This is a genomic window from Mesorhizobium sp. WSM4983, assembly GCF_029625765.1.
Lineage (GTDB): Bacteria > Pseudomonadota > Alphaproteobacteria > Rhizobiales > Rhizobiaceae > Mesorhizobium.
The window spans coordinates 35,759-47,549 of the sequence record NZ_JARTVM010000015.1 but is presented as its reverse complement, the minus strand read 5'-3'; the positions used below and the strand labels follow the sequence as shown (position 1 = coordinate 47,549).

At 63.7% G+C, this 11,791-nt stretch carries 15 protein-coding genes; 13 read left to right on the top strand and 2 right to left on the bottom strand.

What is annotated here, in order from left to right:
* Positions 1-51 precede the first annotated feature (51 nt).
* Genes P9254_RS27475 through P9254_RS27460 form a run of 4 tightly spaced genes read left to right on the top strand, consistent with a single transcriptional unit; the run spans position 52 to position 1,084 of the window.
* On the top strand, positions 52-300 hold the full coding sequence (locus P9254_RS27475) for a transcriptional regulator (protein WP_278056197.1): 249 nt from the start codon (positions 52-54) through the stop codon (positions 298-300).
* Positions 297-587 carry a hypothetical protein gene (locus tag P9254_RS27470; RefSeq protein ID WP_278056200.1) on the top strand — a complete coding sequence of 97 codons (291 nt, stop codon included), beginning with the start codon at positions 297-299 and terminating at the stop codon, positions 585-587. The genes P9254_RS27475 and P9254_RS27470 overlap by 4 nt, the downstream gene beginning before the upstream one ends.
* Positions 565-852, top strand: coding sequence for a helix-turn-helix domain-containing protein (locus tag P9254_RS27465; protein WP_278056202.1), 288 nt, complete (start codon positions 565-567; stop codon positions 850-852). Before P9254_RS27470 ends, P9254_RS27465 begins: the two co-directional genes overlap by 23 nt.
* Complete coding sequence (locus tag P9254_RS27460) at positions 842-1,084, top strand: hypothetical protein (protein ID WP_278056204.1); 243 nt, start codon at positions 842-844, stop codon at positions 1,082-1,084. Before P9254_RS27465 ends, P9254_RS27460 begins: the two co-directional genes overlap by 11 nt.
* 36 nt (positions 1,085-1,120) lie before the next feature.
* On the opposite strand, the gene P9254_RS27455 is transcribed toward P9254_RS27460, so the two are convergent.
* Positions 1,121-1,438 carry an HNH endonuclease gene (locus P9254_RS27455; protein WP_278056547.1) on the bottom strand — a complete coding sequence of 106 codons (318 nt, stop codon included), beginning with the start codon at positions 1,436-1,438 and terminating at the stop codon, positions 1,121-1,123.
* Positions 1,439-1,471: 33 nt separating this feature from the next.
* Between P9254_RS27455 and P9254_RS27450 the strand changes: the two genes are divergently transcribed.
* The gene (locus P9254_RS27450) at positions 1,472-2,245 is read left to right on the top strand and encodes a hypothetical protein (RefSeq protein WP_278056570.1); all 774 of its coding nucleotides are present in this window, start codon (positions 1,472-1,474) and stop codon (positions 2,243-2,245) included.
* Positions 2,246-2,247: 2 nt separating this feature from the next.
* Here P9254_RS27450 and P9254_RS27445 read toward each other — a convergent pair whose 3' ends face one another.
* Positions 2,248-2,490 carry a hypothetical protein gene (locus P9254_RS27445; protein WP_278056206.1) on the bottom strand — a complete coding sequence of 81 codons (243 nt, stop codon included), beginning with the start codon at positions 2,488-2,490 and terminating at the stop codon, positions 2,248-2,250.
* A gap of 12 nt (positions 2,491-2,502) precedes the next feature.
* Between P9254_RS27445 and P9254_RS27440 the strand changes: the two genes are divergently transcribed.
* The 8 genes from P9254_RS27440 (at position 2,503) to P9254_RS27405 (ending at position 11,788) form a co-directional block, all read left to right on the top strand.
* Positions 2,503-3,489 carry a DUF7146 domain-containing protein gene (locus tag P9254_RS27440; RefSeq protein WP_278056207.1) on the top strand — a complete coding sequence of 329 codons (987 nt, stop codon included), beginning with the start codon at positions 2,503-2,505 and terminating at the stop codon, positions 3,487-3,489.
* On the top strand, positions 3,486-5,297 hold the full coding sequence (locus P9254_RS27435) for a DNA primase family protein (protein WP_278056208.1): 1,812 nt from the start codon (positions 3,486-3,488) through the stop codon (positions 5,295-5,297). Before P9254_RS27440 ends, P9254_RS27435 begins: the two co-directional genes overlap by 4 nt.
* A 343-nt stretch (positions 5,298-5,640) precedes the next feature.
* Positions 5,641-6,477 (top strand): hypothetical protein, encoded by an 837-nt coding sequence (locus tag P9254_RS27430; protein ID WP_278056210.1) that lies wholly within the window; start codon positions 5,641-5,643, stop codon positions 6,475-6,477.
* 96 nt (positions 6,478-6,573) lie between these two features.
* Complete coding sequence (locus P9254_RS27425; RefSeq protein WP_278056212.1) at positions 6,574-7,170, top strand: phage tail protein; 597 nt, start codon at positions 6,574-6,576, stop codon at positions 7,168-7,170.
* Between the two features lie 154 nt (positions 7,171-7,324).
* Entirely contained in the window at positions 7,325-7,912 is a 588-nt protein-coding gene (locus P9254_RS27420; RefSeq protein ID WP_278056214.1) for a hypothetical protein, read from the top strand.
* Entirely contained in the window at positions 7,909-9,909 is a 2,001-nt protein-coding gene (locus P9254_RS27415) for a terminase gpA endonuclease subunit (protein ID WP_278056216.1), read from the top strand. Before P9254_RS27420 ends, P9254_RS27415 begins: the two co-directional genes overlap by 4 nt.
* On the top strand, positions 9,906-11,516 hold the full coding sequence (locus tag P9254_RS27410) for a phage portal protein (RefSeq protein ID WP_278056217.1): 1,611 nt from the start codon (positions 9,906-9,908) through the stop codon (positions 11,514-11,516). Before P9254_RS27415 ends, P9254_RS27410 begins: the two co-directional genes overlap by 4 nt.
* Positions 11,516-11,788 carry a hypothetical protein gene (locus P9254_RS27405; RefSeq protein ID WP_278056218.1) on the top strand — a complete coding sequence of 91 codons (273 nt, stop codon included), beginning with the start codon at positions 11,516-11,518 and terminating at the stop codon, positions 11,786-11,788. Before P9254_RS27410 ends, P9254_RS27405 begins: the two co-directional genes overlap by 1 nt.
* Positions 11,789-11,791: the final 3 nt, after the last annotated feature.

Genomic DNA, 11,791 nt, shown 5'->3' with positions numbered 1-11,791 from the left:
GCAAGCGGTTACCTGTTGACATAGTAGGTAGGTATTACCTACCATCAAGCCATGATCGAAATCGTCAGAATCGCAGCCGCCAAGGTTGGCGGATTGGGCGCGCTCGCCTCGCATCTGGGCATCCGCCACCAGGCTTTCTACTCCTGGAAGCGGGTGCCGGCCGAACGCGTACTCGACATCGAGCGCGCCACCGGCATCTCGCGGCATGCGCAGCGGCCCGATCTTTTCGGTCCCGATCTCCTTGCCGGTCCCGCATTCTCCCAAGCCGTGACCGGCAGCGGCGAGGAGGCGCAGCGATGAGCCGCGCCTCCTCGATCAAAATGCCGGAAAATGGCCGAGATTGCCAGAACGCGCCGGTGGATTTCACACTCTTTGCGCTCTTCCTCGAAGCCCGGCGCATCCATCGCGGCAAGTCGCCGAGGCGTGTTGCCAGGGAAGCCGACGTCGAGGTTGACGCCGTCTTTCGCGCCGCGCGCGGCCGTGATCCAGGCACCGAGGAGTTTCTCGCGCTTTGCGCCTGGATCGGCGAGGAGCCCGCGTTGTTTTTCAAAAAGGAGGCCAGGCATGGTCAGGCTCGCTGCCTATGACTATCGCGAGCTGGGCAAGCTGTTGCGGGCGAGGCTTGAGGAAGACGGCCGCGGCTGGCGGGCATGCGCCGGCCACATCGGGGTAAGCGCTTCCGACCTTTCGCGCATCTGCAACGGCCAGAGCGTCTCGGCGCCCAAGGTCATCGCCGTCTGCGACTGGCTGAAGCTTTCCTTCCGCGCCTTCTACCTGCCGCCGCCGCATGACACCGGCGCGATGTTTCACGGGACGAGCACTGAAACAGGGAGCACCTGTGATGCTGGATAGACCTGCAAAAGCAATCTTCGGAACACCCGGCAGCATCGACGCGGCGACGCTGTTCAAGCTGCCTTTGCCGATGCAGGCCGAGGGCGTGCGGCTGCTGTTCGAAATGGGCCAGACGATGTCGCAAGTACAGGTTCGCATTGGACTCTCCGCAAGGGAAATCCGGCAGCTCGTCGAGCTGGCCCAGACTTTCAGGCGCAGCGGCGACACCAACCTGGTGGCGAAGGGCGTGTGAACTATGCCATCGCCACCTACCTATCGATACGAGCCTCTATGGCTCTATAACCGCCAATTTCGCAATCAGGGTATCGTTGTACTCATCACCGTCTGCGCCGTGGTGCACTCGCCGGTGGCAAGTGGGGCAAAGGCCAATGACGAAACGAGGGTTGTCAGGTCCTCCATCACTGAGACGTCGCGTATGGTGTGGCTCGAGATACGGAGACCCGTTGCGACGAAGGAAGGGGGCATCGAGCTCGCATCCCTCGCAGGTTTGACCGGCTCGACGGAGAACGTAATCCCGGATATCTCGGCTTCGCTGATAGGCAGTCCTAATGCCCTGGGTGGCATTCGGTGTCGCAGTGGCTGCCATAGCACGCCGCCGAAGTTCCTCCAGTGCCGGCTCTTGATCTGGCGGCTGGTTGATTTCCTCGTTGATGGAGTCAATGGGCACCAGTTTGAACACAATAGCGTCTCGCAGGTGCCCTTCACCGTCGGGATGCTGTTGAAACTCGTATCCTTCGCAGACCATCTCATCAACGAACTTGAGTCCGTTCGTGACGCTTTGGAAGAGCAAAACAGCTTTGCCATTCGCTGCGTGATCAGCCAGAGCTCTATTTGCTCGGGCGAGCTGCATTGCTCCGCGCTGCCCATGCCCGAAATAGAAGAACGCTCCGTTCTCCCATCGGTCATGGTATCCGTGCTGCTGGCCTTCTTCGCCTGTCACGAGAATGATGACGGGGTGTCGGGCTGGCGTAATCATTCCGCCCTGTCGCTGTCCGTCAAATCTCGCGTGAACGTCGAGGCGGCGGTTGTAGACTCGCCCCCGTTCGAAGCCCCAACTCATAGACGCCCCCCTTCTGTAAAGACTGCTCGCGTGTGCGATCTATTACGGCACGTTCTTTGCGACAGTTTCCTGTCCGTACTTATCGGAGTCGGTCGGCTTTGCTGTCCAGCGTTGGTCGAGATCGAGGGTCGTGTTCGCCACCGAGCTTGTCTCCTGGAACGGCTATTTGTCAGTTTCTCTACAACTCTTCCCGTACGTCTCCAATCGAGGTTCGCCCGTTTAGAGCCACAAGATCACAGCTTTCTTGAGGAACGCCGTCACGCTAGGCGGCGGTATTCAGTATTCGCTCACCGTTCCTCCATGGCCTGTAGTCAGTGGGACGCCTACGAATGAGCTCAGACGCTGTCAAGCAATTCGTCGAAGAGGCGCGCGCCGTCTCGATCGACGCCGCCGCCAAACGGCTCGGCCTGAAATTCACCGGCCGCCGGCACGAGCACCCGCAGCCTTGCCCGCATTGCGGCGGCACGGACACCTTTGCGTTTAACACCGCCAAGAACAAATGGAACTGCCGGGCCGGCGGCGCCGGCGGAAATGACAGCATCGGCATGGCTGCCCACTGCGAAGGCCTCGACCTGCATCGTCGCGACGCGTTGCTGGAGGCGTGCTCCATTGTGCTCGACCGACCGGTTCCTAGCCAGGCGGGAACCGAAAATGCCGACGCGGCGAACGCTCGACGCAGGCGTCTCGAAGAACGCCGGCGTCTAAATGAAGCTCGGGCGGCTGAACGCGCCGAACGGCGGGTCGACTATCGCGAGCGCGAACGGCAAAAGGCCAGGTCCATCTACGAAGCCGCGGCACGCGTCGGCCGGTTCGGGCGGCTGGTCGCCGACTATCTCGAGGCACGCGGCTGCGGGCGCATTGGCGCTTCGCAATGGCTGCGCTGCGCATCGGAGCTGGCTTACTGGCACGGCAGCGATGATCGCGGTCGTCCGAGTGAGCTCCATTCTGGGCCGGCGATGGTCGCGCCCTTCCTCAAAGCCGACCTGGATGCGATCGGCTGCCACATCAGCTGGATCGATCTGGCGCGGCCGCCGAAGTTCCGGCCGCTGCTCACCGATCCGGCGACCGGCGAGCCCCTGCCGACCAAGAAAATGCGCGGCTCGAAGAAGGGAGGGCTTATCCCGCTTTTCGGCGATCCTTCCGCGGCGCGCTGGGTCGGCGGGGAGGGGATCGAGAACGGCGCGGCCTTTGCGTGTTGGGAGAGCTGGCGCGAGGACACGTTCTATTTCGCCGCCGGCGATCTCGGCAATCTTGCCGGCCCGGCCGATCCCGCCTCGCGGTTCGCCCATCCAGAATTGAATAAGCCAGATTCGAAAGGCGTGCCGCGACCGGTGATGATTGCCGGCCCGATTCCTCGACCTGGTCAGGACCCCGAGGACGCCATGTGGGTGGGCGAACAGGTCACCGAGCTCGTGCTGCTCGCCGATGGCGACTCCGAGCGCGTTGTGACCGCGGCGGCGATGGCGCGCGCCCGTGCCCGGCATGCGCGGCCGGGAAGGGCGATCCCGATCGTATGGCCGCGGCCTGGCTGCGATTTCGCCTCCATGGCTGCCGAAGCCGCGAAGAGGGTGGCGTGAGCAGCAAGAAGCCCGCCATGCCGGACCAGGTGGCCGCCGTGCTTGAGGAAGCTCAGCGCCAGGCGGCCGCCTATGCCAATGAGCCCCGATCCCCCTTGCCTGGCGCGGGTGAAACGCGGCGGCAGCTTCCCGAACAGCCCGACGAGCAGTCGGTGCTGAGCGACTGCGCCTCGGAACCGGAAACGGATATCGGCAATGGGCGCCGTTTCCTGATCCGCTACGGCTCGCGCGTGCTGCATGTGGCGCGCGTCGGCTGGCATGGTTTCGACGGCACGCGCTGGAAAGAGGACGAAGACGGGTCGGTGGTCCGGCCGCTGGCGCAGAAAACCGCCGAATTGATCTCCGCCGAGGCCGCGCTTCTGACCGCGACCGAAGATGAAGAAAGGGCCCTGGAGGCCGGCCGGAACGCCCGCCTGGAGCGCAAGCGCTTGGGACCGCCAAGGAAGGACTGGGACGCCGAAAGGCTCGGCCGCCTGATGGAGCTGGAAGACATCATCGACGTCGCCAATGAGGCGCAGAAGAGCGCCAATGCCAGGAAATCGTCACGGCATCGTCATGCGAAAAGCTCGGCCGGTTCCTCAAAGCTGGACAACATGATGAAGGAGGCGCTGCCGCATGTCGCGAGGATGGTGGGCGACCTTAACAAGGACATCTATGCCTTCAACTGCCGCTCCGGCACGCTTCGCTTCGTGCGGATGGAGCACGAGGAATCCGACCCGCAGGATCCCGTCTATGAATGGCAACCGCGCCTCGACCTTCACAACCCGGTCGACCTGATCTCGAAGAGCGGCGAAGCCGAGTATCGGCCGGGTGCCGCGGCGCCGGTGTTCGATGCCTTCCTGAAGGAAGTGCAGCCCGATCCGGAGATTAGGGGCTTCCTGCAACGCTTTGCGGGCTATTGCCTTCTCGGCCTCACAGTCGAGCAATGCCTGGTCTTCTTCTACGGCGCAGGCTCCAACGGCAAGTCGACCTTCGTCGACCTGCTCTGCTCGATCTTCGGCGATTTCGCCGTGACGCTGTCGATCGACAGTTTCGCCGGCGACAGCAGGCGAGGGGGCAATGAGGCCACGCCGGACCTCGCGCGCCTGCCCGGGGCGCGGCTGGTCGCGGCATCCGAACCCGAAATGGGCGTGAAGCTGAAGGACGCGTTGATCAAGACGCTGACCGGCGGCGAGAAGATCGCGGTGCGGCGGCTGCACCAGGATTTCTTCGAGGTGGTGCCGCAGTTCAAGATACTGCTTTCGGGCAACCACAAGCCGCGCATCGACGACACCTCCGACGGCATCTGGCGGCGCGTCTACCTCGTGCCTTGGGAAGTCCAGATCTCGAAGGACAGGATCGATCGCGATTTGCCCAAGAAGCTGCGCGCCGAAGCCGACGGCGTCTTCGCCTGGCTGGTACGGGGAACGCTCGACTACCTGAACTACGGGTTGCGACCACCGGAAAGCGTGCTCGCCGCGACCCGCGAATATCGGGAAGAGAGCGATCCGATCGGTGCCTTCCTGCGCAATGCCTGCATCGTAACGGGCAAGGAGGAGGACGAGACCTCGCCGGGCGACTTGCATCTCGGCTACGCCAACTGGGCAGCCCGCGAGGGTGCGGCCGAGTTCAAAGCCTCTACGTTCTCGCGCAAGCTTCCCGACTACACCCGGCTGACATGGCGATCGCCTGAAGGCGCGATGAAGCGCTTCTGGAAGGCGAAAAGCGGCACCACGATTTACCGGGGCATCAGGGTCAAGGACGAGTTCGTCAGGCCGCCCGGCCGCGATCCAGGCCCTTCGCCGGAGGCATACGGCTTTGAGGGCTGACCCTTTCCCCATTTTGGCGCCAAGGCCGCGAGGGACGGTAGATTGCGAGTTGGGGAAGGGAGCCGGACTGAAAGGGTTTGGGAAAGCAGCAGGTTAGGACGCGAGGGACGCTAGGGACGATTGTCGGTTTGCGCGTGCGCGCGATGAGGTCACCTCGAAAGAAATCACCGGATGGCGAGGTGTCTTCATATATGGCGCGAGATTCATCGTCCCTTGCGCCCCTTCCTTCCCGGCGCCCCGCCCATCCTGCTGATTTTGCTCGGTTCTGCATTTTTTCAGCCTGGGACGAAGAGCGGCGAGTTGGGTTGATAAGAGTGAGAATGGGACAAAGGAGAAAGTTCGGATGAAGACGGTGAACGTTGAAGAGTTGCTGACCTGGGTTTTCGTCCATGAGCTGCCGAAGGGCGGTGGCGTGGAAGGTCTGGAAAATCCGCATTCGGCCTGGCGCATGCTGCAGGCTTCCTCATGGGGTAAGATCACCAGCTTTGGCGAGCTTGGCGCGCTGATAGACGGCGGCCGCAAAGACTATGATATTTTTTGGATCGAGCAGGGCGAGCCGCATGAGGATGCGGTGACGGTCGGTCGGGCTGTCGCCGCGCTGGCCGCTTGCGAGGTCGTCATCCCGCAGGGCTGGAATGCCTTGGCGAATTGGCCGGATACGCACGGCCTGGCCGAGCTCTACGTTGCGCGCGCAGTTGAGCGCTATAGCGCCCGTTCGCACTCGCAACGCGGCGAAGGCATTGTTAGCCTAGTCGTCGGAACCGCGATCCTCGGGCGGGAGCCGGATTGGGGCGCGGAGCCTGCCAGGATCCGGCTGGCCGAGCGCGGCGGCAAGCCGGCCTGGTTCGTCATGAAGCGCGTCATCGACGACAACGGCCAGGCCTACGATATCGAGGTGCATGGCTATGACGAGCGCCTCAAGCGGCCGACGAAGGGCGCTTACCGAAAGTACGAGTTCGCGACCGATCCGAGCGGCGACATCATGGGCCGGCTCGACTACCAGATCTGGGTCGCAGCGCTGCGCAGGCTTGAGGCCGAGCTCGGGCCGCAGCTGATCGCGCATCGGCTGGTGTTTTCCGACCGCTCGAGGACGCCCTGGCTTGAGGAGGACAGGCCGGGTGTTTGGCTCGCAGGGAGCACGGCTAACCAGCGAGCGAAAAAAACTGCCTCCGTCCGTTGACGCGCGGCAGAAACTTGACATAGACCTGATCACGGTAAGAAAGAACTCGCCCCGGCGCTCCTCGCGACCGGGGCTTTTCATTTTCGGAGTGCGAGTGTGGACGGCCTGCTGACAATCAAGTGGGCCGATCTGTCTGGTCTCAAGCGGCTGGACAATGCGCTGGGCCGCTTGAGCCAGTTGCAGCGCAGCTTGGCGCTGGCGCGAGCCGTAAATCACGTGGGCGATCGATTGCGCACCAAGCTGACGCGGACGCTCGCGAACCAGACTGGCCTGCCGTACCGGACGATCCGCAGGGCGATCAAGGTCGAGCGCGCCAACTATGGCGAGCTCGCCTATGCCATGCGCACGCAGGGCGGCGACGTCTCGCTCAAATACTTCAATCCGCGCGAGACGCGGGCAGGCGTGACCGCTTCGCCTTTCGGCGCGCGGCGGCTGTTTGCCGGAGACTTCACCAAGGCAGGCCGGTTTCCAAATCGCGTCGCAGCCAAGGGCTTGGGCGGCCACGTCTACGCGCCGGACCGCTCCTCGACGAGGTGGGGTCGCCCCGTTTCGCTCGTGGATTCAGGGGTCATCATCCCGGCCGAGATGGTCAAGGGCGACACGGCTCAAGAGTTTACAGCCTTCGCCAACCGCGAGCTGCCGCCGAGGGTCATGCATGAGATCAGCTTCATGCTCCCCGGCTTCTTCGACTGACCGGGCAAGACAGCCGCGCCGCGCCCAAGGTTATAGGGACCGTATCCCACTCCTCGACCTCCAACGGGCAGACCCGCCCCTGGATTTCTGCCAGTCGCACCATCGAAAAAGTTGGGTTGTCAGGGTTGTCAGCGGCTCGAAGGAAGTTGTCTGAATGCCGTCTGAAGAAAACGTGATGGCGACGCCCGCCGAGATCGCGGCGCGCGATGGCGTCACAAAGCAGGCCGTGACCAAACTCGTGCGGCGACTGGCCGAGGAGCACGACCTTCCCGTCGAGCGCGACGCGCGCGACCGGATCATGCGGTTTTCGCTGGCGCATTACGACTACTACCGCGGCGAGTTCGCTAGCTCCGAGAAGATTGCGGCAGCTCGCAAGGACGCGCCGTCGGCTCCGTCGGCCAACTCCAGCACGTCGCGCGACGAAGCGCTTCGGCAAGAGGCCTGGCTCAAAGTCGGACGCGAGAAGCTGCGTCGGCAGGAGCATATCGGCCGGCTGGTCCGCGCCGACCGGATGCGTGAAGCCCTGACCGTCTGCGGCCGTGAGATCCAGTCGAGCATCGCCCGTCTGCAGAACAAGGCCGACGACATGGCTTTGGCAGTTTCGCGAGAAGGCGCCCATGGGCTGCGCGTGCTGTTGCGCAGCATCGCTTTCGAGTTGAACACCGAGATCGCCGATCGGCTCGGCGCCATCGTCGAGAAAGCCGCCGAGCATGACGACGTGCTTGAGGACGAAGAGATTTGAGCATCCATGTCGGGCCTGGCCATCCCGGCGCGCTGCGCCTTGCCGGCATGGCGCTTGCGGAGGCGATCAGGCCGCGCCCGCCGGCGCGCTTTCGCGAGTGGCTGCCCGACAACATCGTGCTTGTCGACGGGCCTAAGAAGGGAGAACTCTGGGCGCTCGAAGACGCGCCATATCTGGGCGAGATCGCCGACTGCCTGTCGCTCGAGCATCCCTGCAATCTGGTGACGGTGCGCAAGTCGCAGCAGACCGGCGTCTCGATCCTCGCCCTTGCCTGGTCGCTCTACATCGCCGACACGGCGCCGGACAACACCATCTACGGCCTGCCGTCGATCGACTTCCTGCAGGACATGAACAGCCAGAAGCTGCAGCCGCTTATCGAGGCCTGGCAGGCGAAGACTGGTAAGCAGGTGATCTTCCCGTCCGTGAGCCGGTCCGGCTCGGGCTCGACCATTTACGAGAAGCGTTTCGCCGGCGGATCGCTGATGCTCGCCAACGCCAACGTGGCGACCGATCTCTCGGGCAAGACGACGCGCTACGGCGTCAAGGACGAGGTCTCCAAGTGGCAGACCCATGTCAGCGGCGACGATCCGGAAACGCTCTTTTTCGGTCGCTTCACCGCCTTCCGGCGCACGAAGGCCTTCAAGATCTTCGAGCTGTCGACGCCGGAGATCGACACCGGCGACGACCTGGGCGACCTGCCGGGGCATTGCCGGATCGACCGTTCCTTCAAGCGCTCCGACCAGCGTTTCTGGAACATTGCCTGCGTTGAATGTGGCGGAGAGTTCGTCCAGGCCCACGAGGGGTTCCATCTCGATCGACTGCATCCGCACAAGAGCTTCTATGTCTGCCCGCATTGCGGGCACATCATCACCGAAACCGAGCGGGTCATCGGCGTCCGCAATGGACGCTACATCGCCACCCTGACCGGTCCTGACCGGCACCCCGGCTTCCACGTCGATGCCTTCATCTCGCTGATGATGAGCTACGAAGCGATCGCCGAGGACATACTCAACCACTCCAAGGCCGGCGGTCTCGGCGACAAGGGCATTTTCAATCTGGTGTACGGCCTTCCCGCAAAGGTGAAGGGCAACGCGCCGGAATACGAGCGGCTGATGGAGCGCCGCGAACCCTTGGCGGAAATGAAGATCCCTGCCGATGGGCTCATTCTCGTCGCCGGCGCCGACGTGCAGCACAATGGCATCTGGACCGTCGTCGTTGCCTTTGGCGAGGACCGGCAATGCTGGGTGCTGGGCGTCCGCTTCTTCGAGGGTGCGACGGACAACGCCGGCGAAGGCGCCTGGACCAAGCTCGGTGAGTTCTTCGCCAAGCCGCTCGGCGACGCTTTCGGCGGCTGGCGGCGGATCGAGGCACTGGCGGTGGACGGCGGCGACGGCGGTCGTACCAACCAGGTCCTGGAATGGTGCCGGCGGCGCCCCAATGCCTATGCTGTCAAGGGTGTCGGCGGACGCGGTGTGCCGGCAATCAGCGTCCCGGCCAAGAAGTCGGTCACCAAGCGCGGCAAGCGCAAGCGTTTCGGCAGCGCGATGCTATGGCCGGTCGGCACATGGGGCCTCAAGTCGGAACTGTTCGCCAATCTGCACAAGCCCGGTCTGCGTTCCGGCGAGCCGGCCGATCCGCCGGGCTACGTGCATTTCGGCGACTTCCTGCCGAAGGAATATTTCCTGCAGCTCACGGCGGAGGCCTTCGTCGCCGAGGTGGTGCGCGGCAAGTTCCATGAGGAATGGAAACGCCTGCGGCCGGACAACCACTGCCTGGACGCGCAGGTCTACGCCATGGCGATGGCGGAAATGCTCGGGCTTTCGACCAACAGGGCGGACGACTGGGCGGCGCTGCGCGAGCGGCTGAGACCGGCTTCGGAGCCGGACCTGCTTCACGGCCTGCGCCATGCCCCGAAGCCTGAGACCACGGACCCGACGGAATCGACGACCGACGAGGCCTCGCAAGCCCGTCGCGAGAAATGGAAAAGGCGCGCATGAAGTTGCTGGAGCGGATATTCGGCAGGGGAGGCGCGTCCGCTCCGCGCCCGCCTGCAAATGCCGGGTATCTGCGCGACAGCCGTTCGCGGATCCTGTCGACGCGCGGCACCGCGCTGCGCGACCACCGCGACGAGGTCCGCACCGCCTGGCGCCGCGCGGCCGGCCTTGCCATGGACATCATCCAGAATTCCGGCCGTCTGAGAGGCGCGGTCGACCAGGTCATCGCCGACACCGTCGGGGTCGAGCTCATCCTCAATCCGATGCCGGACCTGGCAAAGCTTGGTTACGACAGGAAGGAGACGGACGATTTCATCAAGCTGTTGAAGGCCGAGTGGAAGCGCTGGGGGTGGAACGCGCGCGAATGCGACCTCAAGGGCAAATTCATCGTGCCGCAAAAGGTCGACATCGCTCTGCGCCATGACGTTGTCTTTGGCGAGGCGCTGATGCTGATGGACTATATGTCCGCCGGCGACCGCCGCCGCTACGGCATCACGTCCGGAACCAAGATGTGCCTGACGACGCCTACCGCTTTGGTGCAGGACACCAGTGAGTTCGAGGGGCTGTATCAAGGCGTCATCCACGATCCGAACGGCCGTCCTTTGGCTTACCGTCTCGCCGAGAAAGAAACCGGCATCGTCGTCAAGCGCGACCATCGGGCCTATGACACGCAAGGGCGGCAGATGGTCGCTCATGTGTTCGATCCGGTCGACGGCAACGACGTGCGCGGCATTTCTCGGCTCGTCGCGGCCTTTCGCGAATACCTGCAATGGGAGACGCTGGTCGACGTGACGATCCAGACAGGTATCCTGCAGACCGTCTTTGCCCAGGTGCTGACCAGCGAAAAACCGTCGGCAGAGGCCTTCGAGGCTCTTGAAGCGCTCGGCGAGAGCCAGGACGGCAAGGAGCTGCGCGCCCAGTTCCGCGACTATTTCCTTGCCGTCATGGACAAGGCGGCCGAAAGCGAGATCTCGGTCGGCAGCGATCCGAAAATCTCGCATTTGGCGCCGGGAGAGAAACTCGACCTGATGTCGACCGGCATTCCGGGGCCGCAATTCCTGCCCGTGTCCAACGAGCTGCAGCGCGGCATGGCGCGCGCGATCGGCATCAGCGTTGCCAGCTACACGATGAACTATGAGGGCGCGACCTATTCCTCGACCCGAATGGAAGGGGCGTCCCTGCACCCGGTTGTCACCCGCCGTCGCGATCGCATCGCTTCTCCGATCTGCCAGATCGGCTTCGAGCATCTGGTGGACGAGCTGATCGGTACCGGCCGGCTGCCGTTCAAGGGTGGCTACGCGGCTTTCTCCGCAAACCGCGACAGGGTGCTTTGGGCAATGTGGCAAGGCCCGGCCAAGGCCACTGCCGACGACCAGAAGAGCGCCAAGGCGGCGAGCGAGCGGCTGCTCAACGGGACGTCGACGCTTGACATGGAATGCGCCGAGATCGGCGCCGACGCGGAGGAGGTCTTCGAGCGCCGGCTCTACTGGCATAAGCGCTATGTCGAAGCGGGCATGCCGTCGCCCTTCGCTCGAAGTCAGGGATCGGGCGACGCGAAGGACGACGTCATCCAGGACGAGAAGGCATCGAAGAAAAAGGAAGATGCCTAATGCCGGCTCTCGTCACCATCAACGGCGTTGCCGTCGACCAGGATGACCCCTGCGCGCTCTATCAGGCGCTCTATGCGGTCAAGCTGCGCGCGCTCGCCGGCGAGCATGTCGAGGAACTTTCCATCCAGTCGCCGGTGACGCGGGAGCAGCTTCGTTTCTCCGGCGCCGACATCAAGGCGCTCGACGCCGAACTGATGCGCCTCTCGGCTGCCTGTTCGGCAAAGAACGGAAAGCGTTCGCGCTACGCCAAGACGATGCGGTTCATCCGCTAGGAG